The following is a 26218-nucleotide window of genomic DNA, read 5'->3' as shown; positions in this document are numbered from 1 at the left end:
GCTGGCCTTAGTCTCCCGGCACCGTGCCAGGCCAGCCCGCGGGGCCGGCCGATCCGGCGTCGTACTCTTCCAACGGGACAGAATCCTGCTGCCAGGCCTTGAGCACAGGCTCAACAATGCGCCAGCATTCTTCCGCGGTGTCGCCGCGGACGGAAAGCAACGGGTCGCCCGCGAGGACGCCTTCCAGGACTTCACCGTAGGGGAGGAGGTCCGAAGCGCTCAGTTCCGCGCCGAGGGTGATGCGGCCCAGGCTGAAGATGTTGCCGGGACCATTGACATCGACGTCGAACGCCAGGGTGTCCGGCCCGAAGCCGATCCTTAGCTTGTTCGGCGAGTCAACGCCGGTAAAGCCCCGGGGAAGGTGGGGCACCGGGCGGAACGTGACCACGGCTTCCTTGCGCTTAACGCCCAGCGCCTTGCCGGAACGGAGGATGAAGGGGACGCCCTTCCAGCGCCAGTTGTCGATGTTCACCTGGATCTCGGCCAGGGTCTCGGTGCCGCGTGCCGCGTCCACACCGTCCTCCCGCGCGTAGTCCGGGACCTCCTTCCCCGCCAGTTCACCCGCCGTGTAGCGCGCCCTGCGGCTGGAACCGGCGTAGGGCTCCGGGACGCTGCTGGCGCGCAGGACCGTGGAAATGGCGTCGCGCAGGTCCCGTTCGCCGATCGTGGCCGGCGGTTCGATGGCCATCAGCGCCATGATCTGCAGGAGGTGGCTCTGGATCATGTCCCGGAGCGCGCCGGCGCCGTCGTAATAACGGGCGCGTCCCTCCAGCGCGAGGTCCTCGTCAAAGATGATTTCCACTTTTTCCACGTGGTGGCGGTCCCAGACGGGTTCCAGGAAGTTGTTGGCGAACCGCAGGCCCAGGATGTTCAGCACGGTGGCCTTGCCCAGGAAATGGTCCACCCGGTGGATGTGGTCTTCCGGAACCAGCCGGACCAGTGTCTGGTTGAGCGACCGGGCAGACTCCTCGCTCGAGCCGAAGGGTTTTTCCATCACCAACCGCGTGCCGGCCGGAACCTGGTCGGGCCTGAGCGCTTCACAGGCGAGCTGGCTGATCTTGGGCGGGAGGGCGAAATAGACGGCCGTTGGGCCGTCCAGCGCAGCAAGGAGCGAGGCCAGGGCGCCGTCGGCGGTGACATCCAGCTGGTGGTAGACCGTCTCCTTTTCAAGGGACTGCAGGGCGTCCTTTCCCTCGGGACCTGCGGGCCCGGCTGCTGCTTCGAAGGAGGTGTGAACCCTTTCCCGCCACTGTTCCGGGGTCCAGGGATCTGACCCGGCACCGACGAGCCGGAGATCCGTGGCGTGGCCCTTCGCCACCAGGCGCGCCAGGCCCGGCAGGAGCAGCCGGCCCGTCAGGTCCCCGGAAGCGCCGAGGATGAGGAGGGTTTTCACAGATGCTTGGCTCGTCATTTTGCCAGCATGCCACCTTGGGGGTCCGACTTGGTACCCTAGATAGTCGAGTCCCGATCATCCACAGCCTTTGATTATTCATAGCCTTTGATCATCCACAGAAAGAAGTGCACGTCGCGTGTTCAATTCACTCTCTGACCGGTTGACAGCAACCTTTAAGAATCTGCGGGGTAAAGGCAGGCTCTCCGAGGCCGACGTCGATGCCACAGTCCGCGAGATCCGCCGTGCCCTCCTGGATGCCGACGTTGCCGTTCCAGTTGTCCGTGAATTCACCGGCCGGGTACGGGAACGCGCCCTGGGTTCCGAGGTGTCCGGTGCGCTGAACCCGAGCCAGCAGATCGTCAAGATCGTCAACGAAGAACTGGTGGAGATCCTCGGCGGTGAAACCCGCCGGATCCGCCTCGCCAAGAACGGCCCCACCATCATCATGCTGGCCGGCCTCCAGGGTGCCGGTAAGACCACCCTCGCCGGCAAGCTGTCCAAGTGGCTGAAGGCCCAGGGCCACAGCCCCATGCTGGTGGCATGCGACCTGCAGCGCCCCAACGCGGTCACCCAGCTCCAGGTGGTGGGCCAGCGCGCCAAGGTGCCGGTGTTCGCGCCGCACCCGGGAGCCACGTCCTCCGAACTCGAGCACCCTGCCGGCGACCCCGTGGCCGTTGCCCGCGCCGGTGTGGAGGAAGCCCGCCAGAAGCTGCACGACGTCGTCATCGTGGACACCGCCGGCCGGCTCGGTGTCGACGCCGACATGATGGAGCAGGCGCGCCAGATCCGCCGCGCCATCGTGCCCAACGAAGTCCTCTTCGTCATCGACTCCATGATCGGCCAGGACGCCGTGAACACGGCGCTCGCCTTCGATGAGGGCGTCAACTTCACGGGCATCGTGCTCTCCAAGCTCGACGGCGACGCCCGCGGCGGTGCCGCGCTCTCGGTGGCGTCCGTCACCGGCAAACCCGTCATGTTCGCCTCCACCGGCGAAGGCCTTGACGACTTCGAGCTGTTCCACCCGGACCGGATGGCATCGCGCATCCTGGACATGGGTGACGTCCTGACGCTGATTGAGCAGGCGGAGAAATCCTGGGACAAGGACGAAGCCGCCCGGATGGCGAAGAAATTCGCCGACCAGGAAGACTTCACCCTTGAGGACTTCCTGGCCCAGATGCAGCAGATCCGCAACATGGGCTCGATGAAGAAAATGCTCATGATGATGCCGGGTGCGCAGAACATCCGCCAGCAGCTGGAGCAGTTCGACGAACGCGAGATCGACCGCGTCGAGGCCATCGTCCGGTCCATGACCCCGCACGAGCGTGTTGCGCCCAAGATCATCAACGGCTCCCGCCGCGCCCGTATTGCCCGCGGCTCCGGCGTCCACGTCTCCGAGGTCAACGGCCTCCTGGAGCGCTTCGCCCAGGCCCAGAAGATGATGAAGAAGATGGCCCAGGGCGGCATGCCGGGCATGCCCGGGATGCCAGGCATGCCGGGTGCCGGCGGCGGGGCGCGGAAGAACGCCAAGAACGCCCCCAAGAAGAAGGCGAAGTCAGGCAACCCCGCCAAGGCTGCCCAGGAGCGGAAGGACGCCGAGGCCCGCCGGGCCAACGCGGCCAAGGCTCTGCCGACCGGCGCCGCCTTCGGCCAGCAGCCGGGCGACTTCGATCCGTCCCAGCTGAACCTGCCCAAGGGCTTCGACAAGTTCCTCGGCAAGTAAGCACGCCTGGCCCAACTAAGTAGCGCCAAGTGTCGTTTTGACGGTTCATAACGACACTTGGCGCTACCTAGTTGGGATGTCGGGGCTGTGGATTAGGGTTGGGTCATGTTCAAGCAGAGGGTAGTGTTCGTGCACGGCGCGGGCAGCTTCGGCGCCGCGGCCTGGCCCCGCCAGCATGGCCTGGCACTGTCCTATGACGCACTGTTCCTGCGCCGCCACGGCTACGATCCCGTGGCAGAGCCGGTGGAATCATCCTTCGAAGAGGACGCGGGGATCCTGCTGCGGTCACTGGCCGACGACGGCAGGGGCGCCGTCGGCGGGCACGTCGTGGCACATGCCCAAGGCGCCGTCGCAGCGATGATGGCCGCCGTCGAACGCCCCGACCTTGTCTACTCGCTGACGCTGGTGGAGCCGGCCTGCCTATCGCTGACCGCGGAACTGCCGGCGACGGCGGCGCACATTGCGCTGATGAAGCCGCTCCTGGACGTCCGGCACCAACTCGGCGACGAGGACTTCCAGCGGGAATTCGTGCGCCGGGTCTACGCCACGGACCTGCAGCACCCGGTCACCGTGGAAGAGAAGCGGTCCGCCCGGCGGCTCCGGCTGCAGGTGCCGTCGTGGGAAGCTCCGCTGCACATCGTGCCGGGCGTGCCTACGCTCGTCCTCACGGGCGGCTGGGAGCCGCTCTACGAAGAGATCGCGGGCTACCTCCGGGAGACCGGCGCCCTCCACCGCACTGCGGCGGGAGGGCACCGGCCCCAGGATTCAGTAGAGGGGGACCGCATCATCCGCTCGTTCATCGGCGATGCCAGCCGGGTCCGGGCACGCGCCTCCTGACGCCCTAGCTTCCGGCGGCAACACGGGGCTCCGGCAGGTACACCTTGCCGCCGGCTGCCCGGAATTCCTCGCTTTTCCCCTTCATCCCCGCGGCCGCCGCCAGGGCCGCCTGCGACTCCGCCGAGCCAAATTCGTCCCGGATGTCCTGGCTGATCCTCATGGAGCAGAACTTGGGACCGCACATGGAACAGAAGTGCGCGGTCTTGGCAGGTTCTGCGGGCAGGGTCTCATCATGGAAGGCTTCCGCCGTGACCGGGTCCAGGGACAGCGCGAACTGGTCGCGCCAGCGGAATTCGAAGCGTGCCTTGGACAGCGCATCATCGCGCTCGTGCGCCCCCGGGTGGCCCTTGGCAAGGTCTGCCGCGTGTGCGGCGATCTTGTAGGTGATCACCCCGGTCTTGACGTCGTCCTTGTTGGGCAGCCCCAGGTGTTCCTTCGGGGTGACATAGCAGAGCATGGCAGTGCCGTAGCGTGCGATCTCCGTGGCACCGATGGCCGAGGTGATGTGGTCGTAGCCCGGTGCAACGTCGGTAACCAGGGGCCCGAGTGTGTAGAACGGCGCACCCTTGCACAGCTCCTGCTGGCGCTCTACGTTCTCGCGGACCAGGTGGAACGGGATGTGCCCCGGACCTTCCACCATCACCTGCACGTCGAATTCCCAGGCGCGCGCCGTCAGCTCAGCCAGTGTGTCCAGTTCGGCGAACTGGGCAGCGTCGTTGGCATCCGCCGTCGCCCCTGGCCGCAGCCCGTCACCCAGGGAGAAGGCGACGTCGTACTTCGCGAAGATTTCGCACAGCTCATCGAAGTGCGTGTAGAGGAAGTTTTCCTGGTGGTGGGCCAGGCACCAGCCTGCCATGATCGAACCGCCGCGGGACACGATGCCTGTCACCCGGTTGGCTGTCAGGGGCACGTAACGCAGCAGGACGCCGGCGTGGATGGTCATGTAATCCACACCCTGCTCGCACTGTTCAATGACGGTGTCGCGGAAGATCTCCCAGGTAAGGGCATTGGCTTCCCCGTTGACCTTCTCGAGGGCCTGGTAGATGGGGACGGTGCCGATGGGGACGGGGGAGTTGCGGAGGATCCATTCGCGGGTGGTGTGGATGTCATCGCCGGTGGAAAGGTCCATGACGGTGTCGGCGCCCCACTGCGTTGCCCACTGCAGTTTGTCCACCTCCTCCGCGATGGAACTGGTAACGGCCGAGTTGCCGATGTTGGCGTTGATTTTCACCAGGAAGGCCTTGCCGATAATCATCGGCTCGGACTCGGGGTGGTTGATGTTGCTGGGGATGATGGCGCGGCCCGCGGCCAGCTCGCTGCGGACCAGTTCAACATCGCAGTTCTCGCGCAGCGCCACAAAGCGCATCTCCGGGGTGATCACGCCCTGCCGCGCGTAGTGCATCTGCGTCACGGTCCTGCCGTCGACGGCGCGGCGGGGCACCGGGCGCGCTCCCTTCCACTCGGCGCTGGCGGCGCCGCGGCGGACAGCCGAGCGGCCGTCGTCGAGCAGGTTCCGTTCCCTGCCGCTGTACGCCTCGGTGTCTCCGCGTGCTTCGATCCAGTCCGTCCGGAAGGGCGGGAGGCCGATGACGGGGTCGCTGCCAGGTCCCGCCGTCCGGTAGGTCCGGAACGGCCTGTTCGGCGTCCCGTTCGGGGAAGGTTCCAGCGCAATCTCCGTCACCGGGACCCTGATCCCCGTGCCGGCATCCTCAAGGTAGGCCAGTGAATGGGATTTCAGGGACTGGGTCACCGGTGGCTGGTTGCCGGCTGCTCCCATGGCCGGACGGTCTTGGGCAGGGTTCAGCTGTGCATTTTGTGTACTCAAGGAATACTCACTTCCTTCGCCGGCATTACCCGGACAGGTTCAACGGTCGCAGGCTGCGTCAGCCCGATCTCAGCCCCTGCAGGGGCACCCGTGTGGTCAAGATGTAAGCTACCACACGCCCCCGGAAGGGCGGCGTCACATTTGCGGGTGCTAGCCTGACCGGGCATCGAAAGGAAGCCCGATGGCAGACATCATTCACTTTCGCGGACCCGTCCTGACCGCACCGGACCGGGTACGCCATGGACTCTGGTCGGTGGACGGCAAGCTCACGTTCAGCCGGCCAACTGCCCCTCCGGCGCGGGAGCTCGGCGGCTGGGTGCTGCCGGGATTCGCTGACGCCCACTGCCACATCGGACTGGGCCCCGCCGGCCCGGTCGAACCCGCCCTTGCACGGGAACAGGCGCTGGCTGACCTCAACGCCGGAACCCTGCTGGTCCGCGACGCCGGCTCACCTGCCGATACCCGCTGGATGCAGGGCGGCCGGGACTTTCCGGTGCTGATCCGGGCAGGACGGCATGTGGCCCGCACGCGCCGCTACCTGCGCGGCTTTGCGGCGGAGGTCGAACCCGACGGGCTCGTGGAGGCCGTGCGGAAGCAAGCACGCGACGGCGACGGCTGGGTCAAACTGGTGGGCGACTGGATCGACCGGAGCGCCGGCGACCTCGCGCCCTCCTTTCCTGCCGCCGTCGTCCGTGACGCTGTCCAGGCTGCCCATGATGAAGGTGCCCGGGTCACGGCGCATTGCTTCGCCGAGGACACCCTGGACCAGATGCTGGACGCCGACATTGACTGCATTGAGCACGCCACGGGGCTGCTGCCCCGCCACCTGCCCCGGTTCGTGGAGCAGGGCGTGCCGATCGTGCCCACCCTCATCAACATCGCTACCTTTCCTGACATAGCGGAGCAGGCAGACGCCAAGTTTCCGCGCTACGCCGCCCACATGCGCGCCCTGTGGGAACGCAGGCTGGAACGGGTGGCGGAGGCCCATTCCGCCGGCGTACGCATCTTTGCCGGGACGGACGCAGGCAGCGTGGTCCGCCACGGGAGGATCGCAGATGAGATCCTCGCCCTGCACGGGGCCGGCCTGCCCATGCCTGCGGCCCTGGATGCCGCCTGCTGGGCAGCCCGCACGTGGCTGGGAGCGGACAACCTGGAGGAAGGCGCGCGGGCCGACGTCGTGGTGTGCCGCGAAGACCCGCGGACCACCCCGGAAACGATCAGGGCGCTGGAACACGTGGTGCTGGGCGGCCGCATCATCCGCTGAGTTATTTTAGGCCGCCACTTGGAATAAATTGAAGCTTCAAGTAATTTTAATATGTGACAGGCCGCCGACGGGACGGCCTCCAATACAAGGAGCCTTCAAATGACCGACGCAGCCGCCCGCCAGGATCTCCTTCCTGCCGACCTCGCCATGGGCACCGTGATGCTCAAGGTGGGCGACATGAAGGTCATGACCGATTACTACCAGCGGGCCCTCGGCCTGGAGGTCGTCGCGGAGCAGGACGGCGGGCTCTACCTCGGCCGGCTGCAGAAACCGCTGGTGCACCTGGCTCCCGCTCCGGGCCTGACGCTTCCGGGCCGGGGAGAGGCCGGCCTCTTCCACACCGCGCTGCTGTTCGAGAACCAGGCAGACCTGGCCGCGACCATCGCCACGGCCGCGCAGTTTGAACCCCGTTCCTTCACCGGCAGCGCAGACCACCTTGTCAGCGAGGCCTTCTACTTCACCGACCCCGAAGGCAACGGGATCGAACTCTACTGGGACCGGCCGCGCAGCAGTTGGTCCTGGAACGGCACTGACGTGGTGATGGACAGCCTGGCCCTTCCGCCGCAGCGCTATTTGGAGCAGCACCTCACTGAGGAGTCCCTGGAACGCCAGCGGGGAACCGTTGCGGGCGTGGGCCATGTGCACCTCCAGGTGGGCGACGTCCAGACCGCCCGCGACTTCTACGTGGGGACCCTCGGCTTCGAAAAGACCGCAGGCTGGCACGGCCAGGCCCTGTTCGTCTCGGCGGGCCGCTACCACCACCACATGGCAATGAACGTATGGAACAGCCGCGGCGCGGGGCCGCGCAAGGACACCCTCGGCCTGGGTGAGGTCCTCATCGAAGTGCCGTCGGGGGACGACGTCGGCGCCCTCGCCGACCGGCTCAAGGTTGCCGGTGTTGCCGCCCACCACACCGGAGCCGAACTCCGGTTCGAGGATCCGTGGCGCAACAGGATCCGGGTGGCAGTCCGCTGACCGGCGCACTCCCGGACAGGGGCTGCGTGCCGCCGCAGGGGTTGTCCGCCGGCTGGTACCGCCGGGAAAGCCCGGCGGTACCTGTACTAGGCTGAAACCGAACTGCCGGGCAGCGCGCGCTGCATCCCGGCGGGCCGCACCGTCAACGGAATGAGGGCACTTCCCATGGGCTTCACCGAAATCTTTGTTGCCACCCACGACGCCGCACTGAAGCGCGGCGGCATCCTGGACAAGGGCGGCAGCGCCCCTGCCGGCGACGCGGTCCGGATCCCGGGAATCAGCGACTTTGAAGTGGAGCAACTGGGCGACCTGGCCGGCACTGCCGTCCATGCCGGCGGGGCAGACTATGAGCTGACCATGGTGGACGTGGCGAGCGATTCGCTCCTTGCGGTTCCGCCCGCGATGGTGCGTGCCCTGGCCGACCTGCTCTCCTATGAAACCGAAGGGGAGGGCGACGTCCTCGACGACGTCGCTGAGCAGTGGGCGGCGCAGGATGACATGCCCTTCGATGCCGCCCAGGCGCGCACCTACGTGCGGCAGCTCGCTGAAATGGCCAGCGGAATCGCCGACTCGGAACGCACCGGCCTCTACGTCTGGTCCGCCTGAGCCGTTCCTGCCCCGTCTGTCCGGGCGGGGCGGGGCCGCGCCAGGACGTGTCAAGTCGAAATCCGAACGCTGATCTGGCACAATAAACAGGTACTCGATCTGCGTGGCCCCTCTCTCCGCGTCAGGATCCTGTCCTTCGAGCCCGCAAGTATGGCCCGCCCCACGGGTGCAGAAAGCCGGGTTCACCCCCTTTTCTGAAACAGGAGTGACCACAACAGTGGCCGTAAAGATTCGCCTTAAGCGCTTTGGCAAGATGCGCGCACCGTACTACCGCATCGTCGTCGCGGACTCACGCACCAAGCGTGACGGCCGTGCCATCGAAGAAATCGGCAAGTACCACCCCACCGAAGAGCCCTCATTCATCGAGGTCAACTCCGAGCGTGCGCAGTACTGGCTGTCCGTCGGCGCCCAGCCGTCCGAGCAGGTCGCCGCGATCCTCAAGATCACCGGTGACTGGCAGAAGTTCAAGGGCCTGCCGGGCCAGGAAGGCACCCTGAAGACCAAGTCTGAGAAGGCTGCCTTCGTTGCCCCGGAAAAGGGTTCCGTGATCATCCCGGAAGCCATCACCAAGAAGGCATCCAAGTCTGATGCAGCCGAAGCACCCGCCGAGGCCGAAGCAGAGACCACCGAGGCTGAGTAGATTGCTGGCAGAAGCGCTGGAACACCTGGTCCGCGGAATCGTTGATTCCCCGGATGACGTCAAGGTCAGCTCCAAGAACAACCGCCGCGGGGACACCCTCGAAGTGCGTGTTCACCAGGACGACCTCGGACGGGTGATTGGCCGCCAGGGCCGCACGGCGCGTGCACTGCGCACCGTGGTGGCAGCCCTGGCCGGCGGGGAGCCGGTGCGGGTCGACGTCGTCGACACCGACCGCCGCCGCTGAGCGCTCGGCAATATCAGTTTTAGCTCCGGCCCCTCCACCAACGCGGTGGAGGGGCCGGAGTGCTTTCACCAGAACACCGTGGATTAACCACAACCCGAACAGAGGAACACATGCAGCTTCAGGTGGCACGAATCGGCAAACCCCATGGCATCCGCGGGGAAGTAACGGTCCAGGTCCTGACCGATGCCCCTGGGGACCGGTTTGTCCCGGGCGCCGAGTTCACGGTTGAACCGGCGGCCGTGGGCCCGCTCACCGTGAACAGTGCCCGCTGGAACAAAGACATCCTGCTGCTGGGCTTCGACGGGATCGAAACCCGCAACGAAGCGGAAACCCTCCGCGGTGCCAAACTCTTCATCGAAACCGAGGAGCTGGAGGAGGACGACGACGAGGGCTGGTACGAGCACGAGCTCGTCGGCCTGGAGGCCCGGGTGGGCTCAACCGTTGTGGGCAAGGTTGCCGCCCTCAACACCGGTACCGCGCAGGACCTGCTGATGGTCACCACTCCGGAAGGCGGCGAGATCCTGGTTCCGTTCGTCGAACAGATTGTTCCGGAAGTCAATATCGAGGAGGGCTACATCCTCCTGACGCCGCCGGAGGGTCTTTTCGAGCTGAACGCGGAGGCCGAAGCAGCCCCTTCGGAGCCGGAAGGCAAAGCGTAGATGCGGATCGACGTCGTCAGCATCTTCCCGGAGTACCTGGCACCGCTGGAACTGTCGCTGATCGGCAAAGCCAGGCAGGACGGGATCCTGGACCTGCGTGTCCACGATCTCCGCTCCTTCACCACGGACCGGCACCGGACGGTGGATGACACCCCCTACGGCGGTGGCGCCGGCATGGTCATGAAGCCCGAACCGTGGGCGCAGGCCCTGGCCTCGATTGCCGAAGACCGCCCGGAAGGGGCGGCCCGGCCGGTATTGATAGTTCCCTCGCCCGCCGGGGAGCGCTTCACCCAGGCGCTGGCCTATGAACTGGCGGAACAGGAGCACCTGGCGTTCGCCTGCGGACGCTACGAGGGCATTGACGAACGCGTCATCGAGTGGTCCAGGGAGCATTTCGACGTCCGTCCCGTCAGCCTGGGGGACTACGTCCTGAACGGCGGCGAGGTGGCAGTCCTGGCCATGGTGGAGGCCATCGGCCGCCTCCTGCCGGGCGTGGTGGGCAATCCCGAGTCCCTTGTGGAGGAATCCCACTCCGACGGGCTCCTGGAGTATCCCGTCTATACGAAACCGTCCGTGTGGCGTGACCGTGAAGTGCCGGCCGTCCTGTTGAGCGGCAACCACGGCAAGATCGCGCAGTGGCGCCGGCACGAACAGTTCCGCCGGACGGCGGAGCGCCGGCCGGACCTCCTTGAAACGTTCGACGCCGGAAAGCTGCCGCGCGCGGACCGCGCCGAACTGCAGGAGCTGGGGTACGACGTCGTCGACGGGCGCCTGCGCCGCCGCCCCGGTGCTGAAGGCGCCCAGGCGGACTCATCCAGGTCCTAGGGCGGGCGGCGGGGCAGCCATTTTTCGGCGGTGGCCCCGGGGATTGGCTGTAGCCTCCGCAATGTGGCAAAATTAGTCCTTGTGTCTGCTGGGTCCGCACCTGCCACAGGGGGAGCGCAACCAACAGCCAAGACAACCGGCCCCGTCAACCAGTGAAGCGGCCGGACCACTTAACTTTCGGCAGCAATTTCCGGGTACGCCACCAGCGTCCGGGCTTGCCTGCCGTGACCCAAAGTGAATGACCTGTGGCGTTCACCAGGAGTGCACATTATGCATATTCTCGATTCCGTCGATGCAGCCTCGCTGCGTACCGATGTTCCCGCGTTCCGCGCCGGTGACACCCTCAAGGTTCACGTGAACATCATCGAAGGCAAGAACACCCGTGTCCAGGTATTCCAGGGCTTCGTCCTGGGCCGCCAGGGCGAAGGCGTCCGCGAAACCTTCACCGTCCGCAAGGTGTCCTTCGGTGTCGGCGTGGAGCGTACCTTCCCGGTTCACTCCCCGATCATCGAAAAGATCGAGGTCGTTACCAAGGGTGACGTCCGCCGCGCGAAGCTTTACTACATGCGTGCACTGCGCGGTAAGGCTGCGAAGATCAAGGAAAAGCGCGACTTCAGCACCGCCAAGTAAGTCCCTTCGGACCTACAGAGGCTGGGCCGCAGCCGTATCCGGCCAGCGCCGGAGCCATCCAGCACCAGCGCCCAGGATACGGACCATGGACCAGACAAAACGCCAGCCCCGAAAAACGGGCTGGCGTTTTGCGTTCCTCGCCGTCTTCCTGGCCGTTGCCGTCAGCGGGCTGGTCCGCTCATTGTGGCTCGATGTCTATTTCATCCCGTCTGCCTCCATGGAGCCCGGGCTGGAAGGCGGGGACCGCATCCTGGTTTCCCGGACCGACTTCCGGGACGAACCGGTCCGGCACGGGGATATCGTCGTCTTTGACGGCCGGGGTACCTTCGCCCCGCTCAAGAGCGGCAACGGCCCCTTCATGGATGCGGCGGCCGCCATTACCCAATGGGCCGGCCTTACCGGCAGCGACACAACCTACGTCAAAAGGGTCATCGGCATGCCGGGCGATTCGGTAGCCTGCTGCGACGCCGGCGGCAACGTGACGGTGAACGGCGAGCCCTTGGAGGAGCCGTACATTTTCAGCGGTGACGCCCCCAGCACCCAGAAGTTCAGCGTCGTGGTCCCGGAGGGGCGCCTCTGGCTGATGGGTGATCACCGGTCGCTGTCCGCCGATTCCAGAAGCCTGCTCGGTGCCCCCGGCGGCGGCATGGTCCCGCTGGACAGGGTTATCGGCAGGCCGGTCCAGATCATCTGGCCCCTTGATAGATTTGCTTCAGTACCACGTCCGCCTGCGGCAGGACCAACAACAGAGAACGGACAGTAGATGCCCGAGAACCACGCGCGGATTCCTGAACCACGTCAGGACGGGGCTTCGGGCACACCCGCCGATGCGGTTCCGGTGACGGCCGCCCGGGATCCCGAGGCGCCTGCCCCCGCGGCCGCGGACAGCCGCTCTGCCGCCAAGGCAGCCGGGAAATCCGCTGGCAGCCCGGTCCTTGCCTGGCTGAAGGAAATCGCCACTGTGGTGGTGATCGCCGTCGTGCTGTCCTTCCTCATCAAGACGTTCCTGTTCCGGGCGTTCTTTATCCCGTCCGAGTCCATGGTCAATACGCTGGACGTCGACGACCGGATTTTCGTCAACCTCCTGGTGCCTGAACCGTTCTCGCTTAGCCGCGGCGACGTGGTGGTTTTCCGGGACACCAAGGGCTGGCTGCCTGCCGCGCCGGAAAAGGAGCAGGGGCCCTTCACCTGGATCCAGGACGGCCTGACCTTCGTCGGCCTGCTGCCGGACAACTCTGAACAGCACCTGGTCAAAAGGGTCATCGGACTGCCGGGGGACCATGTGGTCTGCTGCGATGCCGGCGGTAAACTGACCATTAACGGGACGGCAATCAACGAAAGCTACGTCAACCCCGCCGAGGTTCCGCAGATCCGCACCTTCGATGTAGTTGTCCCTGAAGGGAAGGTGTGGGTGATGGGCGATAACCGGAACCACTCCGCCGACTCCCGTGCCCACATGGATTCCGACGGCGGGTTCATCGACCTCGACGACCTCGAAGGCAAGGCGGCGGTCATTGCCTGGCCGCTGAACCGCATCACCACCCTTGGCAATTACCCGGACGTGTTCCGGAACGTGACGGCGGCGCCCTGACCATGTCCACGGCAATCAAGCCCGGGACGGGTCCCGCCAGGCCGCCCGCGCGCGCAAAGGCCCCTACGTTGAGGCACGAGCGGACCTTCAAGGCACAGGGGATACGGTACCTCGCAGGGGTGGACGAGGTGGGGCGGGGCGCGCTCGCCGGCCCGGTCAGCGTGGGCATTGCCGTGGTGGACCTGGAACGCCAGAAGCCGCTGGCCGGCGTGCGGGACAGCAAGCTCCTGAGCCCCGCCGAACGGGAGCGGCTCGAACCGCTGGTGCGCCGTTGGAGCGTGGCTTCGGCAGTGGGCCATGCCTCCGCCCAGGAAATTGACTCCATCGGCATCATTGCCGCGCTGCGCCTCGCCGGAACACGGGCCTGGCGGGAGGTTCTTGAGGCAGGCATCCGTCCGGAGGCGGTGCTCCTGGACGGCAGCCACAACTGGCTTTCCCCCGCGGAGCAGCTGTCATTGTTCGACGAACCCGTTGTCGAGGCCAGCTGTGACGCCCCCGTGCATACCAAGATCAAAGCTGACATGCAGTGCTTGAGCGTCGCTGCGGCAAGCGTCATCGCCAAAGTTGAACGGGACAGGATGATGCGGGAACTGCACGTCGAGTTCCCCGACTTTGGCTGGGACATCAACAAGGGCTACGCCACGGCCCTGCACCGCGACGTCCTCCGCGCTGCCGGGCCGACGCCCTACCACCGGGTCAGCTGGCGCCTGCTTGGCGGAGACCTGCTCGACGGCGGGCTGCCGGACGGGCAGGATCCGGACGGTGAAGATCCGGATGGCGAGGATCCCGCCGTCGACGCCTGAGTGCTCCGGCGCGGGCAGCGGCTGCCCCGCCGATGGTGCAAGATGGAAGCATGAGTGCTGAGGATCTTGAAAACTACGAAACCGACATGGAGCTCCAGCTCTACCGTGAATACCGGGACGTGGTCGGATTGTTCAGCTATGTTGTCGAAACCGAACGCCGCTTCTACCTGGCCAACCATGTCGACCTGCAGGCGCGCAGCGCCGACGGCGAAGTCTACTTCGACCTCACCCTGCAGGACGCGTGGGTGTGGGACGTCTACCGCTCGGCCAGGTTCGTCAAGAGCGTCAGGGTCCTCACGTTCAAGGACGTCAACGTCGAAGAGCTGCCCCGCAACGAGGAACTTTCCCTTCCCAAGGACGTCGACCTGGGCAACTAGCTCCGTTCCGCCGGCCGGACCCTCCCTGCAAAGCGGACTCCTCCTGCACAGGGGCACCTGACCGGATTTAATCCACATAGGCGGTCATCGTCCTGTCCTCCGTGCTCCAGCCACCACAGGCTGGTTGCGGAGGTAGAAATGAAATCGAAAGACCTGTTGGGCCGGCACGGCGAGGACCTCGCCGCCGGCTATCTTGAAACCCTGGGCATGCTGGTGGTTGAGCGTAACTGGCGCTGCACCGAAGGCGAAATAGACATAGTTGCCCTCGACGGCGACGCCCTGGTCATCGCCGAAGTAAAGACCCGCCGCACTTTGAACTACGGCCATCCCTTCGAAGCCGTGGGCCCGGAAAAACTTGCGCGGCTCCACCGGCTTGGGGCTGCGTGGTGCAGGGACCGGGAGCTGCGGATGCCGCTGCGGCGTGTTGACGTCATCGCGGTGATAGACGGCGGCGGCGGGACACCCCTGGTGGAACACCTCAAGGGGGTGGGATAAGTGCCACTGGGCCGCACCTACTCCATTGCCCTGGTGGGGCTGAACGGGTACATGGTGGAGGTTGAGGCCGACATCGGCCAGACCCTCCCGGCGTTCGTCCTCCTCGGCCTCCCCGACGCTTCCCTCAACGAGGCGAAGGAGCGCATCCGGTCCGCCGCGAAGAACTCCGGGATTCCCCTGAGCCGGAGGAAAATCACCGCCAACCTTATCCCCGCCTCGTTGCCCAAACGCGGTTCGGGATTCGATCTTGCCGTCACCATGGCAGTGCTCCGCGCCGCCAATGACATCAAACCCACGGGGCGGACCGTGTTCATCGCGGAGCTTGGGCTCGACGGCAGGCTGCGCCCGGTCAGGGGCATCCTGCCGGCCGTGATGGCCTCGGTGCAGGCCGGGTATCCGGACATCGTCGTGGCACAGGCGAACTTCGCGGAGGCGGCCCTGGTCCCCGATGCCAAGGTGCGGGGGTACAGCACGCTGGCCAGGCTGGCACTGGACTTCGGTGCAGACCCCCAGGAGCTCGCGCTGGATTTCGAACCCGAGGACGCGGACAGTGCCGACGAGGCAGCCGGCGAATCGGGGGTGTACCCCGATATGGCCGATGTCTCGGGCCAAGGCGATGCACGGCGTGCGCTGGAGGTGGCGGCCGCCGGGGCGCACCATCTCCTCCTGACGGGTCCGCCGGGCGCCGGAAAAACCATGCTGGCGGAACGCCTGCCCGGGCTCCTGCCCGATCTTGGCGACCATGAGTCCATGGAGGTTACAGCCATCCATTCGCTGTGCGGGCTGCCTTCCTCCTCAGTCCAGCTGCTCCGGCGGCCGCCGTTCGAAAGCCCGCACCACTCGGCAACCGCGGCTGCCATCATCGGCGGCGGCTCCGGGCTTCCCCGGCCGGGGGCGGCCTCCCGGGCACATCGGGGCGTCCTGTTCCTTGACGAGGCCCCGGAGTACGAGCGCCGGGTGCTGGACGCGCTGCGCCAACCGCTGGAAAGCGGCGAGCTGGTGATCCACCGGTCAGCCGGAACCGCCGCCTATCCCGCCCGCTTCCAGCTCGTCCTCGCGGCAAATCCCTGCCCCTGCGGCAAAGCTTCCGGAAAGGGACTCGAGTGCACCTGCACACCCATGATGCGTCGGCGGTATCTCGCCAGGATGTCCGGGCCGCTCCTGGACCGCGTGGACATCCAGCTGCAGGTGGAACGGGTCTCCCTGGCCGACTTCGGACAAGCCGGAGCGGAGGAAGATACCGCCACCGTGGCGTGCCGGGTGCGCGGCGCACGGGGGCGGCAGCTCGAGCGGCTGGCACGCTACGGGCTGGAGACCAATGCACAGGTCCCGGGCCGCATCCTGCGGGGTGAGCTTAGGCTGCCGGCGGCCGTGACCCGCATCCTGGACCATTCGCTGGAACGGGGCGTCCTCACGGCCCGCGGCTACGACCGGGTGCTCCGGCTGGCCTGGACCCTGGCAGACCTCGGGCACCGGGAACAGCCGGACACCAACGACATCGGGCAGGCCCTGGGCCTTCGGCAGGCAGCGGCGGCCGCGGCATGACTCAAGTAGCCAGGGACATCGAACGGCGTTCCCGTGCCGCCCTCTCGCGATTGATGGAGCCGCAGGACGCGGCAGGTCTGGCCCTTGTGCAGGTGGCCGGGGCGGTGGACGCACTGCGGATCGCTACCGGCGACGTGGCGGCAGGGCCGGATATGGAGCGGGAGATTACCGCACTCCTCACGGACGGCGGTTCGGCCGCGGTCTGGGCCGGGATGGCCAACGCCCTCAAACGCTGGAAGCCCCGCGTCCCCGATCTCGCTCCCGAACGCGACCTTGAAACCATGGCACGGCTCGGCGGGCGCCTGATCATTCCGTCGGACGGGTTATGGCCTGCCCAGCTGGCAGACCTCGGAATCCAGGAGCCTATCTGCCTCTGGTGGCGGGGCCAGGAACAGAGGCTTCCCGATGCGGCCACAGCCGTTGCCATTGTGGGGTCCAGGGACAGCACGAGCTATGGAGCATCGGTCACGGGCGATATGGCCTACTCCCTGGCCCAGCGCGGATTCACCGTGGTGTCCGGCGGCGCCTACGGCATAGACGCGCATGCCCACCGGGCAGCCCTTGCCGGTGCGTCGGATTCCCTGCCGACCATTGCGGTGATGGCCGGGGGAGTGGACCGTTTCTACCCCTCGGGAAACGAGGACCTCCTGCGGGCCGTGTGCAACCAGGGCGCAGTCCTCGCCGAGGTTCCCCCGGGGTCCGCCCCCACCCGCTACAGGTTCCTCCAGCGCAACCGCATTATTGCCGCGCTGTCAGCCGTTACCGTCGTTGTCGAGGCAAGGTGGCGGTCCGGGGCACTGAACACCGCCCACCACGCCGAGACCCTCGGCCGTGCTGTCGGTGCTGTTCCCGGATCCGTGCACAGCGCCAACTCGGCCGGCTGCCACCGTCTTCTTCGGGATGGCGGGGCCGTTTGCGTGACGGACGCCGCCGAGGTTGCCGAACTGGCGGGACCCAGCGGTTCTGCCCTCCCTGACGCGCGCCAAGGCCAGGCCGCCGTTCAGGACGGACTGACCCTGGAGGATCTGATTCTTCTGGACGCCCTGCCGCTGCGCTCCACCACGTCCGTCGAAAAGCTCTCCACGGTCGCGGGCCTGGGCCAGGAATCCGTCCGGGCCGGCTTGGGCCGGTTGGGATTGCTGGGGCTGGCCGTCTCGGAGCGGGGCGGCTGGAAACGCGGAAAGGCAACCAGCTGATGCGCCTGATCCGCCGTTGTGGGCGTACGGGCCGGGACGGGAGGTGCGTGTCAGCGCTCCTTTCGGCGCTGGAACTGAGACAGTAGGGGGGTGGAAAATGAGGAACTGCCCGCGGAGCTTCGCGCGGCGCTTGAGGCCTTCGCGCGGTACCTGTCCGCCGAGCGCGCCGTTTCTCCACACACGCTCCGAGGGTACCTGGGCGACGTCCGGAGCCTCCTGTCCCATGCCTCGGCTGAAGGCGCCATCCGCCTTGGGGACCTGGAGCTTGGAACGTTCCGGCGCTGGCTGGGGGACCAGAGCCAGGCCGGCGCCGCACGGGCAACCCTCGCCCGTCGGTCCGCCTCCGTAAGGGTCTTCACGGCCTGGGCGCTGGCGGAGGAGCTCATCGTTGCGGATCCCGCACTGCGTCTCACGGCCCCCAAGCGGGAGCAAGCTTTGCCCGGCGTCCTGCAGGCCGCACAGGTGACCCGGCTGCTGGCCACCCTGGACGATGCGGCGGCCGAGGGCGCGCCGCTTTCCCTGCGGAACCGTGCCATCGTGGAACTGCTCTACGCCACCGGTGTCCGTGTGGGCGAACTGGCAGGGCTGGACATCGATGATTTGGACCCCGACCGCCGCACCCTGCGCGTCATCGGCAAGGGCAACAAGGAACGCACGGTGCCCTACGGTGTTCCCGCTGCCCTGGCCGTGGACGACTGGCTGCGGCGGGGCAGGCCCCTGCTCGCCAAGGGCAGCAGCGGGCGGGCGCTCTTCCTGGGCGCCCGCGGCGGCCGGGTGGACCAGCGCCAGGTCCGCGCGATGGTCCACGACCTCTTCGCAGGGCTTGGCGATACCTCGGCATCGGGGCCGCATGCCCTGCGGCATTCGGCGGCCACGCATCTGCTGGACGGAGGGGCCGATCTCCGCGCCGTACAGGAAATCCTTGGCCACAGCAGCCTGGCCACCACCCAGATCTACACCCATGTCTCGGTGGACCGGCTCCGGCAGAGCTACCAGCAGGCCCACCCGAGGGCGTAAGCCAGCACCGCCATGAATCGCACTGGCGTAATTTCGTGGGGTACGGCACAATGAGAGTCACGTCCGGTAACTTTCAAGTCCTGCGTGAAGCTTGCGGCTTTTCGCGTCACAGCAAGTCCGGACACAGCTTTATCTGATACATCTGAATAGGCAGGCAGGAACGCCGCCGCAGTGCAGGCACCAGCAGTTCCATCCAGGCAGAGGTCGTTGGGGAAGACGTACCTAGAGCTATGGAGGATGGAATGTCTGATGCAATGACCCGCGGTGTGCTGTTCGTTCACTCGGCCCCTACGGCCCTGTGCCCTCATGTTGAGTGGGCCATCGGATCCGTCGTGGACAAGCGGACGGATCTTGAGTGGACCCCTCAGCCTGCCGCGCCCGGAATGTTCCGGGCAGAGCTGTCATGGACCGGCGCCCCCGGGACAGGATCCAAGCTTGCGTCGTCCCTGCGCGGGTGGGCGCACCTTCGGTATGAGGTCACGGAGGAGCCAAGCCAGGGCGTTGACGGCGGGCGGTGGTCGCACACCCCTGAGCTTGGGATCTTCCACGCCGTCACCGACGTCCACGGCAACATCATGGTGTCCGAGGACAGGATCCGTTACGCCTACGAGTCGGGCGCCGGTGACCCCGCCGCCGTCTACCACGAACTCTCCCTCGCCCTGGGCGAAGCCTGGGACGAAGAACTCGAACCGTTCCGGCACGCTGCTGAAGGCGCTCCCGTGCGCTGGCTCCACCAGGTGGGCTGACCGCCGTCGAGCTGACGTTTTCCATAGCAAAGAGGAGGCCCCGCCAACCGGCGGGGCCTCCTCTCGTAAACGGATCAAATCCGGGGCGTTAGACGCTGCGGACGGCAATCACGGCGTTGTGGCCGCCAAAGCCGAACGAGTTGCTCAGCGCGACGATGCTGCCGGCGGGCAGGTCCCGGGCGGAGGTGACGACGTCGAGCGGGATTTCCGGGTCCTGGTTTTCCAGGTTGATGGTCACGGGTGCCTTCCGGTCGTACACGGCAAGCACCGTGAGTACGGCCTCGACGGCGCCGGAGGCGCCCAGGAGGTGCCCCATCTGGGACTTCGTGGCGGAGACGGCCACATTGTCCACATGGGATCCGAGGGCGGCGCGGAGGGCGGTGTATTCAGGCTTGTCGCCCACCGGCGTCGACGTGGCGTGCGCGTTGACGTGCACCACATCCTCGGGCTGGATCCTGCCGTCGAACATGGCGGCCTTCAGCGCACGCGTGGCGCCCAGGCCCTGGGGGTCGGGAGCGGTGATGTGGTACGCGTCGGCAGTGACCGACGTTCCGGCCAGTTCGCCATAGATGCGCGCACCGCGCGCCAGTGCGTGTTCCTCAGCTTCAAGGACCAGTGCGCCGGCACCCTCGCCCATGACAAACCCGTCACGTCCGGTGTCGTAGGGGCGGGATGCCCCCTGGGGATCGTCATTCCGGCGGGAAAGTGCCTGCATGGATGCAAATGCCGCCAGGGGCATCGGGTGGATGGCAGCCTCGGCGCCGCCGCACATGACCACATCCGCCTTGCCCGAGCGGATCAAATCCAGGCCCAGGTGCAGCGCCTCGGTACCCGAGGCACAGGCCGAAACAGGGGTGTGGGCGCCGGCGCGGGCACCGAGGTCCAGACTGACCGCAGCGGCGACACCGTTGGGCATCAGCATGGGAACGGTCATGGGCAGCACACGGCGGGGGCCCTTCTCCTTGAGCGTGTCCCAGGCGTCCAGCAGTGTCCAGACACCGCCGATGCCGGTGGCGAAGGCAACAGCGAGGCGGTCCTTGTCGAACTCGGTGATGCCGGAATCGGCCCAGGCCTCACGGGCCGCAATGACGCCGAACTGGGTGGAGGGGTCCATGCGCTTGGCTTCGACGCGGCTGAGCACGTCCAAGGCCGGGGTGCTGCAGCGCGCAGCGAAATGGACAGGCAGCTCGTACTTGGCCACCCAGTCGTCCTCCAGGGTGCGGGCACCGGAGACCCCCTTGAGCGCGTTGTTCCACATCGTGGGTACATCGCCGCCAATGGGCGTGGTGGCACCCAGACCGGTAATGACTACTTTGCGTGTCATGGGATCACTCTTTCGTCGGTGGGGAATCCGTCTTCCGGAGGTCCCGCGTTTTGATGATCGGCACCGTTCCAACGGGCGGAAGGTGCCGGAAAAATGCGGCGGGCTGCCGGTCCGGTCATCCGGACCGGCAGCCCTGCCATGCCGTAACGGCGGAAGCCTTGGCTAGGCCTGCGCTCCGGCAATGAAGCTGACGGCGTCGCCGACGGTCTTGAGGTTCTTGACCTCTTCGTCGGGGATGCGGACGCCAAACTTTTCCTCGGCGTTGACCACGATGGTCATCATGGAGATGGAGTCGATGTCCAGGTCCTCGGTGAAGGACTTGTCCAGCTCCACGGCCTCGGGGGCCAGGCCGGTTTCCTCGTTGACGATTTCAGCCAAGCCGGCCAGGATCTCTTCGTTGCTAGCCATTGATGGCTCCTTTTCTTGTATTGCCGGCAGGTGCTGCCGGAAATGGTCCGGGCCGCGGATGCGGCCCGTTGGGGCGTTCCTAGGGAAGGACAATTACCTGGGCGCCGAAGACCAGCCCCGCGCCGAAACCGATCTGCAGGGCCAGTCCGCCGCTTAGCTCCGGATTTTCCTGCAGCAGGCGGTGCGTGGCGAGCGGGATGGATGCTGCCGAGGTGTTGCCTGCGTCAGCGATGTCCCGTGCCACTGTAACGCTCTCCGGCAGCTTCAGCTTCTTCACCATCTCGTCGATGATGCGCATGTTCGCCTGATGGGGAATGAAGGCCACCAGGTCCTCCGCCTGGATGCCGGCGGCATCAAGGGCCTGCTGGGCAACCTTGGCCATTTCCCAGACGGCCCAGCGGAAAACGGTCTGGCCGTCCTGGCGAAGGGTGGGGTACAACTCCTGGGCCTCTTCCAGGAGGGCGAGGTCGCCTGTGGAATCGGACTGCCGGGCGGCCATGCCGAGGTCGCGGACATCCAGCATGGAACGGGTCATGCCGATCGCGTCCCATTTGCTGCCGTCGGATCCCCAGACAGAGGGGGCGATTCCGGGGGTGTCGGAGGGGCCGATGACAACGGCGCCGGCTCCGTCTCCGAGCAGGAACGAGATGGTGCGTTCCCTGTTGTCGATGACATCGGACAGCTTTTCGGCGCCGACCACCAGGACGTACTTGGCGGCACCGGAGCGGACCAGGGCGTCACCCTGGGCGATGCCGTAGCAGTATCCTGCGCAGGCGGCCGAAATGTCGAAGGCAGGAGCGGGGGTCGCCCCGAGGCGGTCAGCCAGGCTGGCTGCGGCGGACGGGGTGGCATACGGGTGGGTCACCGTGGACACAATGACGGCGCCGAGCTGGGAAGGTTCGATGCCGGCCTTTTCCATGGCCTCGCGTGCCGCACCCTCGGCCATGTCGATGACACTGATGTCCGCGGGGGCACGGTGGCGCGTCACGATGCCGGTCCGCTGGCGGATCCACTCGTCGGAGGAATCGATCCACTGGCAGACATCCTCGTTGGTGACGATGACGCTGGGACGGTAGGCGCCCAGTCCAAGGATGCGGGTGTGCTCCTGGATGGGAGCCTGCTTCAGCGTGGGAACGCTCATGCGTCTCCCTCCAGTTCTGCGAAGAGTGCCAGGGCGGCGGAAAGGTCGTCGGGGGTCTTGACGGCTACGGTCTTGACGCCGGGCATGCCCCGCTTGGCGAGGCCGGCCAGGGTGCCGGCGGGGGCAAGTTCAATGACGCCGGTGACGCCCCGGGCAACCATCGCCTCCATGCAGCGGTCCCAGCGGACGGGACGTGACACCTGGGCAATAAGGCTGTCGACGGCGGCGCTCCCGTCAGTGACTTCGCCGCCGTCGTAGTTGGACAGCAGCGGCACCTTCGGTGCCTGCGGCTTCAACTGCGGCTGCAGCGCCTTGAGGGCGCTGACGGCGGGGGCCATGTGGCTGGTGTGGAACGCGCCGGCCACCTTAAGGGGAATGACCCTGGCCTTCGCGGGCGGGTTCGCGGCCAAGGCGTTCAGCTGTTCAAAAGTGCCTGCTGCGACTGTCTGGCCCGCCCCGTTGACGTTGGCGGGGGTGGCGCCCGCGGCCGTGATGGCCGCAAGGACCTCGGCGGGGTCGCCGCCAACTACGGCGCTCATGCCCGTGGGAGTGACGGAGGCAGCCGCTGCCATGCTGTTGGCACGCTCGCGCACGAATGTCATGGCTTCCTGCTCCGTGAGCACTCCGGCGAGGGCGGACGCGGTGATTTCACCTACGGAGTGGCCCGCGAGGATAACCGGAAGGGAACTGAGCTCAACATCAAACAGCGAACCCGCGGCAACAAGGCCGGCTGCGACGATCAGGGGCTGCGCGACCGCGGTGTCCTTGATGGTTTCCTCATCCGAGGTGGTCCCGTGGGCGATCAGGTCAATGCCTGCGATCTCGCTCAAGGAGGCCAGTTGGCCTGCCACCGAGGGCAGTTCCAGCCAAGGGGCCAGAAAACCCGGGGTCTGTGAGCCCTGTCCAGGGCAAACTATTGCAAGCACGTATCCAGCTTTCCAAATTACTGTGTGCTCCAGCGGTGTTTGTCCGCACCAAGCTCACGGGGTCAGGTTGTAGGAAGTCTACAACGCCTTAGGCTTGATTCCGGGACGGCAGGCGCTCCGCGGCAGCTTTAGGCGGGGCGGAAAGACGCCCCACCACGAGCGCAGCCTGCAGGACAAAGGCTTCCCTGGGCAGGAGCGGATCCCAGCCTGTGACGTCACAGACACGCTTGAGCCGGTACCGGACGGTGTTGGCATGGACGAAGAGTTCCCGCGCCGTTGCCTCCAGCGAATGGCCCAATTCCAGGTAGGTTCCCAGGGTCTCCACCAGGCCGTTGGACGCCGCCAGCAACGGGCGGTAGATGTTCTTGACGAGGGAACGGCGCGCGGCGTCGTCCCCGGATATAACTCGTTCCGGGAGCAGATCGTCGGCGGCCACCGGACGCGGCGCGGCGGGCCATGCCCTGGCCGCGGTCAGCCCGGCGAAGGCCGACTGGGCCGATCCGCTGGCTTCCAGCAGGGAACCGGCCTCCGGGCCGTACACCACCGGCCCGGGCGCAAACATTTCGCTGAGCTTCACATACGCGGTTTCCCGGTCCTGGACGCCACCCAGGATCAGGATGAGCCGGTCGCCCTGGATGCCCACCAGGGCGTCCTCCGCATACCGGCCGGCCATCCGGCGCAGTTCGCTGACGTAGCTGGCGCTGGGCTCCGAGGGAGAATTGCCCACCATGACGGTGAAGCGCTCCTGCGCCTTCCAGCCCAGTGCCGCGATCCTGGAGCGCAGGGCGTCCGTGTTTTCCCCGCGCAGGATGGCGTCCACGATGAGGGCTTCGAGCCGGGTGTCCCAGGAACCGCGGGATTCGGCGGCCCGGGCGTAGACGTCGGCGGCAGCGAAAGCGACTTCCCGCGAGTACCTCAACACTGCTTCCCGCAGTGATGGCTGGTCGGCTTCCGGCGCAATCACGGGAACCTGGTCCTCCACCACCTCGACGACGATCCGGATCAGCTGCAGCGCCTTCTGCAGGCTGATGGACCGGGTCAGTTCGGTGGGCGCGGTGCCGAAGACGTCCGTGAGGATCCAGGACGGCGAGCTTGGCCGCTCGTACCAGGTGACAAAAGCGGCGATGCCGTTCTGGGCCACCATGCCCAGGGCCGAGCGTTCGTCCGAGCTGAGCCGGCTGTACCAAGGCAGCGACTTTTCCAGCTCGCGCATGGTGGTGGTGGACAGCTGGCCCACGTTTGCCCGCAGTTTCTTCAGCGTCTCGGATTTCTCCGGCGTGACCCTGGGCGTGGACGGTTTGCGCTTGGCGGACGGGGTGGCAGGTGCTGGCATTCTCTGAGCATACGGGCCCCGCCGCGCAACCTCCATTTGTGCAAAGGCTACAATGCGCATTGGCCTGCGTCACAGGACACTCCTGCCGAAACGGACGACGGCGGCCCCCGCCTTTCGGAGGGAGCCGCCGTCGCGGTTCTACTGCGGGGAGGTGCTAAGCCTCGCCGCCGGCGTTGCCGGTGGTGCCGGCATTGACGTTGTGGAGCCTGTACTTCTCAATCGCCTTGATCGGAGCCTGGGAATCCACCTCACCGCGGCGCGCGAGCATCTCCAGTGAACGCACCACGATGGAGTGGGTGTCGTTCTTGAAGAAGCGGCGGGCGGCGGCGCGGGTGTCGGAGAAGCCGAAGCCGTCCGCGCCGAGGGTGGCGAATTCGTTGGGCACGAATTGCCGGATCTGGTCCGGGACGGCTTTCATGTAGTCGGACACGGCGACGACGGGTCCGGTGGCTCCTTCGAGCTGCCGGGTGACGAAGGGGACGCGTGCGGGTTCGCCGGGGTTGAGGAAGGCTTCCTCTTCGGCGGCGAGGCCGTCGCGGCGCAGTTCGTTCCAGGACGTGACGGACCAGACGTCTGCTGACACGGACCAGTCTTCTGCAAGGATCCGCTGGGCTTCGATGGCCCATGGCACCGACACGCCCGAGGCGAGGATCTGGGTCCGGGGACCGTCGATCTTTGCCGGGGCGAGCAGGTAGATGCCCTTGATGACTCCCTCGACGTCGAGTTCCTCGGGTTCTGCGGGCTGGGTGATCGGCTCGTTGTACACGGTGAGGTAGTACATCAGGTTCCGGTCTTCCGAGTCCGGCCCGTACATGCGTTCGATGCCGTCGCGGATGATGTGGCCCATTTCGTAGCCGTAGGCGGGGTCGTAGGTGACGACGGCGGGGTTGGTGGAGGCGAGCAGGGGGGAGTGGCCGTCGGCGTGCTGGAGGCCTTCGCCGGTGAGGGTGGTCCGTCCTGCGGTGGCGCCGATGATGAAGCCGCGGGTCATTTGGTCGGCTGCGGCCCAGAAGGCGTCGCCGGTGCGCTGGAAGCCGAACATGGAGTAGAACACGTAGACCGGGACCAGGGGCACGCCGTGGGTGGCGTAGGCGGTGCCGGCGGCGGTGAAGGCTGCGACGGCGCCGGCTTCGTTGATGCCGGGGTGGATCAGCTGGCCTTGGGCGGATTCCTTGTACGCCAGGACGAGGTCGCGGTCCACGGAGAGGTAGTTCTGGCCCTTGGGGTTGTAGATCTTGGCCGTGGGGAAGAACGCGTCCATGCCGAACGTGCGGGCCTCGTCGGGGATGATCGGGGCGATGTGCTTGCCGAAGTTCTTGTCCCGCATCAGGTCCTTGAGCAGGCGCACGAAGGCCATGGTGGTGGCGGCCTGCTGCTTGCCCGAGCCCCGCTTGGCGACCTCGTAGGACTTCGCGTCCGGCAAGGTGATCTCGGCGTGCTTGGACCGTCGTTCCGGGACGGCCCCGCCCAGGGCTGCGCGGCGCTCCATCATGTATTTGATTTCGGGAGCGTCGTTGCCGGGGTGGTAGTACGGGGGCTGGTACAGGTCTTTTTCGAGCTGTTCGTCCGTGATAGGGATCCGCAGGTGGTCGCGGAATTTCTTCAGGTCATCCAGGGTGAGTTTCTTCATCTGGTGGGTCGCGTTGCGGCCCTCGAAGTGCGGTCCGAGGCCGTAGCCCTTGACGGTCTTGGCCAGGA

27 protein-coding genes and 1 riboswitch are annotated in these 26218 nt (G+C 66.6%); of the genes, 19 read left to right on the top strand and 8 right to left on the bottom strand.

The window, feature by feature from the left end; translation table 11 throughout:
* Positions 1–7: 7 nt before the first annotated feature.
* The gene (locus tag ACQ3DC_RS00135; RefSeq protein WP_157241906.1) at positions 8–1411 is read right to left on the bottom strand and encodes a glucose-6-phosphate dehydrogenase; all 1404 of its coding nucleotides are present in this window, start codon (positions 1409–1411) and stop codon (positions 8–10) included.
* Between the two features lie 118 nt (positions 1412–1529).
* Here ACQ3DC_RS00135 and ffh point away from each other — a divergent pair, with 118 nt between their 5' ends.
* Positions 1530–3113, top strand: coding sequence for a signal recognition particle protein (gene ffh, locus ACQ3DC_RS00130; RefSeq protein WP_321213795.1), 1584 nt, complete (start codon positions 1530–1532; stop codon positions 3111–3113).
* A gap of 105 nt (positions 3114–3218) precedes the next feature.
* The gene (locus ACQ3DC_RS00125; protein WP_157241908.1) at positions 3219–3950 is read left to right on the top strand and encodes an alpha/beta fold hydrolase; all 732 of its coding nucleotides are present in this window, start codon (positions 3219–3221) and stop codon (positions 3948–3950) included.
* A gap of 4 nt (positions 3951–3954) precedes the next feature.
* Here ACQ3DC_RS00125 and thiC read toward each other — a convergent pair whose 3' ends face one another.
* Entirely contained in the window at positions 3955–5775 is a 1821-nt protein-coding gene (thiC, locus tag ACQ3DC_RS00120) for a phosphomethylpyrimidine synthase ThiC (RefSeq protein ID WP_321213793.1), read from the bottom strand.
* Positions 5770–5877, bottom strand: a riboswitch (TPP riboswitch). (Overlaps the previous gene by 6 nt.)
* Positions 5878–5956: 79 nt before the next feature.
* Here thiC and ACQ3DC_RS00115 point away from each other — a divergent pair.
* From ACQ3DC_RS00115 to ACQ3DC_RS00035, 17 genes are all read left to right on the top strand, one after another.
* The gene (locus ACQ3DC_RS00115) at positions 5957–7039 is read left to right on the top strand and encodes an amidohydrolase family protein (protein ID WP_430751286.1); all 1083 of its coding nucleotides are present in this window, start codon (positions 5957–5959) and stop codon (positions 7037–7039) included.
* Between the two features lie 99 nt (positions 7040–7138).
* Complete coding sequence (locus tag ACQ3DC_RS00110) at positions 7139–8014, top strand: VOC family protein (protein ID WP_157241911.1); 876 nt, start codon at positions 7139–7141, stop codon at positions 8012–8014.
* A gap of 165 nt (positions 8015–8179) precedes the next feature.
* On the top strand, positions 8180–8620 hold the full coding sequence (locus ACQ3DC_RS00105; RefSeq protein WP_197432591.1) for a hypothetical protein: 441 nt from the start codon (positions 8180–8182) through the stop codon (positions 8618–8620).
* A gap of 217 nt (positions 8621–8837) precedes the next feature.
* Positions 8838–9260, top strand: coding sequence for a 30S ribosomal protein S16 (gene rpsP / locus ACQ3DC_RS00100; protein ID WP_321213791.1), 423 nt, complete (start codon positions 8838–8840; stop codon positions 9258–9260).
* A 1-nt stretch (position 9261) separates the two neighbouring features.
* Positions 9262–9504, top strand: coding sequence for an RNA-binding protein (locus ACQ3DC_RS00095; RefSeq protein ID WP_018759999.1), 243 nt, complete (start codon positions 9262–9264; stop codon positions 9502–9504).
* 110 nt (positions 9505–9614) lie between these two features.
* Positions 9615–10163 carry a ribosome maturation factor RimM gene (rimM, locus tag ACQ3DC_RS00090; RefSeq protein ID WP_157241913.1) on the top strand — a complete coding sequence of 183 codons (549 nt, stop codon included), beginning with the start codon at positions 9615–9617 and terminating at the stop codon, positions 10161–10163.
* Complete coding sequence (gene trmD, locus ACQ3DC_RS00085; RefSeq protein WP_157241914.1) at positions 10164–10988, top strand: tRNA (guanosine(37)-N1)-methyltransferase TrmD; 825 nt, start codon at positions 10164–10166, stop codon at positions 10986–10988.
* Between the two features lie 270 nt (positions 10989–11258).
* Positions 11259–11618, top strand: a complete 360-nt coding sequence (gene rplS, locus ACQ3DC_RS00080) for a 50S ribosomal protein L19 (RefSeq protein WP_050054723.1) — start codon at positions 11259–11261, stop codon at positions 11616–11618.
* Positions 11619–11703: 85 nt separating this feature from the next.
* Positions 11704–12381: a signal peptidase I gene (gene lepB, locus ACQ3DC_RS00075; RefSeq protein ID WP_430751285.1), complete on the top strand. Its 678-nt coding sequence runs from the start codon at positions 11704–11706 to the stop codon at positions 12379–12381.
* Positions 12382–13209 (top strand): signal peptidase I, encoded by an 828-nt coding sequence (gene lepB, locus ACQ3DC_RS00070; RefSeq protein WP_430751284.1) that lies wholly within the window; start codon positions 12382–12384, stop codon positions 13207–13209.
* Positions 13210–13211: 2 nt separating this feature from the next.
* On the top strand, positions 13212–14012 hold the full coding sequence (locus tag ACQ3DC_RS00065) for a ribonuclease HII (protein ID WP_157241917.1): 801 nt from the start codon (positions 13212–13214) through the stop codon (positions 14010–14012).
* Between the two features lie 50 nt (positions 14013–14062).
* The gene (locus ACQ3DC_RS00060) at positions 14063–14389 is read left to right on the top strand and encodes a DUF2469 domain-containing protein (protein ID WP_157241918.1); all 327 of its coding nucleotides are present in this window, start codon (positions 14063–14065) and stop codon (positions 14387–14389) included.
* 138 nt (positions 14390–14527) lie between these two features.
* The gene (locus tag ACQ3DC_RS00055) at positions 14528–14884 is read left to right on the top strand and encodes a YraN family protein (RefSeq protein ID WP_430751283.1); all 357 of its coding nucleotides are present in this window, start codon (positions 14528–14530) and stop codon (positions 14882–14884) included.
* Entirely contained in the window at positions 14885–16429 is a 1545-nt protein-coding gene (locus ACQ3DC_RS00050) for a YifB family Mg chelatase-like AAA ATPase (RefSeq protein WP_430751282.1), read from the top strand.
* Positions 16426–17625: a DNA-processing protein DprA gene (dprA, locus tag ACQ3DC_RS00045; RefSeq protein WP_430751281.1), complete on the top strand. Its 1200-nt coding sequence runs from the start codon at positions 16426–16428 to the stop codon at positions 17623–17625. The genes ACQ3DC_RS00050 and dprA overlap by 4 nt, the downstream gene beginning before the upstream one ends.
* A gap of 90 nt (positions 17626–17715) precedes the next feature.
* Positions 17716–18642, top strand: coding sequence for a tyrosine recombinase XerC (locus ACQ3DC_RS00040; protein WP_321213784.1), 927 nt, complete (start codon positions 17716–17718; stop codon positions 18640–18642).
* Positions 18643–18884: 242 nt separating this feature from the next.
* Positions 18885–19388 (top strand): DUF3145 domain-containing protein, encoded by a 504-nt coding sequence (locus ACQ3DC_RS00035; RefSeq protein ID WP_157241921.1) that lies wholly within the window; start codon positions 18885–18887, stop codon positions 19386–19388.
* An 88-nt stretch (positions 19389–19476) separates the two neighbouring features.
* On the opposite strand, the gene ACQ3DC_RS00030 is transcribed toward ACQ3DC_RS00035, so the two are convergent.
* From ACQ3DC_RS00030 to ACQ3DC_RS00005, 6 genes are all read right to left on the bottom strand, one after another.
* The gene (locus ACQ3DC_RS00030; RefSeq protein WP_321213783.1) at positions 19477–20712 is read right to left on the bottom strand and encodes a beta-ketoacyl-[acyl-carrier-protein] synthase family protein; all 1236 of its coding nucleotides are present in this window, start codon (positions 20710–20712) and stop codon (positions 19477–19479) included.
* A 162-nt stretch (positions 20713–20874) separates the two neighbouring features.
* Positions 20875–21120, bottom strand: a complete 246-nt coding sequence (locus ACQ3DC_RS00025) for an acyl carrier protein (RefSeq protein ID WP_009359314.1) — start codon at positions 21118–21120, stop codon at positions 20875–20877.
* Positions 21121–21199: 79 nt separating this feature from the next.
* Positions 21200–22261 (bottom strand): beta-ketoacyl-ACP synthase III, encoded by a 1062-nt coding sequence (locus tag ACQ3DC_RS00020; protein WP_157241923.1) that lies wholly within the window; start codon positions 22259–22261, stop codon positions 21200–21202.
* A complete protein-coding gene (locus ACQ3DC_RS00015) occupies positions 22258–23187 on the bottom strand; it encodes an ACP S-malonyltransferase (RefSeq protein ID WP_370460683.1) in 930 nt (309 codons plus the stop codon). Before ACQ3DC_RS00015 ends, ACQ3DC_RS00020 begins: the two co-directional genes overlap by 4 nt.
* A gap of 88 nt (positions 23188–23275) precedes the next feature.
* Complete coding sequence (locus ACQ3DC_RS00010; RefSeq protein WP_157241925.1) at positions 23276–24520, bottom strand: PucR family transcriptional regulator; 1245 nt, start codon at positions 24518–24520, stop codon at positions 23276–23278.
* 154 nt (positions 24521–24674) lie between these two features.
* On the bottom strand, positions 24675–26218 hold a 1544-nt coding region (locus tag ACQ3DC_RS00005; protein ID WP_430751280.1), incomplete at its 5' end, for a transketolase-like TK C-terminal-containing protein.

The sequence above is a fragment of the Paenarthrobacter sp. NEAU-H11 genome (assembly GCF_050573415.1).
Taxonomy (GTDB): Bacteria; Actinomycetota; Actinomycetes; order Actinomycetales; family Micrococcaceae; genus Arthrobacter.
The sequence above is the reverse complement of the archived record's forward strand: the minus strand, read 5'-3'. Positions and strand labels throughout refer to the sequence as shown.

What these genes read in the sequence shown, in the direction of transcription:
- ACQ3DC_RS00110 (WP_157241911.1), top strand. Translation starts at nt 7,139, where the DNA reads ATGACCGACGCAGCCGCCCGCCAGGATCTCCTTCCTGCCGACCTCGCC.
- trmD (WP_157241914.1), top strand. Translation starts at nt 10,164, where the DNA reads ATGCGGATCGACGTCGTCAGCATCTTCCCGGAGTACCTGGCACCGCTG.
- ACQ3DC_RS00065 (WP_157241917.1), top strand. Translation starts at nt 13,212, where the DNA reads ATGTCCACGGCAATCAAGCCCGGGACGGGTCCCGCCAGGCCGCCCGCG.
- ACQ3DC_RS00105 (WP_197432591.1), top strand. Translation starts at nt 8,180, where the DNA reads ATGGGCTTCACCGAAATCTTTGTTGCCACCCACGACGCCGCACTGAAG.
- ACQ3DC_RS00030 (WP_321213783.1), bottom strand. Translation starts at nt 20,712, where the DNA reads ATGACACGCAAAGTAGTCATTACCGGTCTGGGTGCCACCACGCCCATT.
- lepB (WP_430751284.1), top strand. Translation starts at nt 12,382, where the DNA reads ATGCCCGAGAACCACGCGCGGATTCCTGAACCACGTCAGGACGGGGCT.
- rplS (WP_050054723.1), top strand. Translation starts at nt 11,259, where the DNA reads ATGCATATTCTCGATTCCGTCGATGCAGCCTCGCTGCGTACCGATGTT.
- ACQ3DC_RS00035 (WP_157241921.1), top strand. Translation starts at nt 18,885, where the DNA reads ATGTCTGATGCAATGACCCGCGGTGTGCTGTTCGTTCACTCGGCCCCT.
- ACQ3DC_RS00115 (WP_430751286.1), top strand. Translation starts at nt 5,957, where the DNA reads ATGGCAGACATCATTCACTTTCGCGGACCCGTCCTGACCGCACCGGAC.
- ACQ3DC_RS00020 (WP_157241923.1), bottom strand. Translation starts at nt 22,261, where the DNA reads ATGAGCGTTCCCACGCTGAAGCAGGCTCCCATCCAGGAGCACACCCGC.
- ACQ3DC_RS00010 (WP_157241925.1), bottom strand. Translation starts at nt 24,520, where the DNA reads ATGCCAGCACCTGCCACCCCGTCCGCCAAGCGCAAACCGTCCACGCCC.
- rimM (WP_157241913.1), top strand. Translation starts at nt 9,615, where the DNA reads ATGCAGCTTCAGGTGGCACGAATCGGCAAACCCCATGGCATCCGCGGG.
- ACQ3DC_RS00055 (WP_430751283.1), top strand. Translation starts at nt 14,528, where the DNA reads ATGAAATCGAAAGACCTGTTGGGCCGGCACGGCGAGGACCTCGCCGCC.
- ACQ3DC_RS00135 (WP_157241906.1), bottom strand. Translation starts at nt 1,411, where the DNA reads ATGACGAGCCAAGCATCTGTGAAAACCCTCCTCATCCTCGGCGCTTCC.
- ACQ3DC_RS00060 (WP_157241918.1), top strand. Translation starts at nt 14,063, where the DNA reads ATGAGTGCTGAGGATCTTGAAAACTACGAAACCGACATGGAGCTCCAG.
- ACQ3DC_RS00025 (WP_009359314.1), bottom strand. Translation starts at nt 21,120, where the DNA reads ATGGCTAGCAACGAAGAGATCCTGGCCGGCTTGGCTGAAATCGTCAAC.
- lepB (WP_430751285.1), top strand. Translation starts at nt 11,704, where the DNA reads ATGGACCAGACAAAACGCCAGCCCCGAAAAACGGGCTGGCGTTTTGCG.
- dprA (WP_430751281.1), top strand. Translation starts at nt 16,426, where the DNA reads ATGACTCAAGTAGCCAGGGACATCGAACGGCGTTCCCGTGCCGCCCTC.
- ACQ3DC_RS00125 (WP_157241908.1), top strand. Translation starts at nt 3,219, where the DNA reads ATGTTCAAGCAGAGGGTAGTGTTCGTGCACGGCGCGGGCAGCTTCGGC.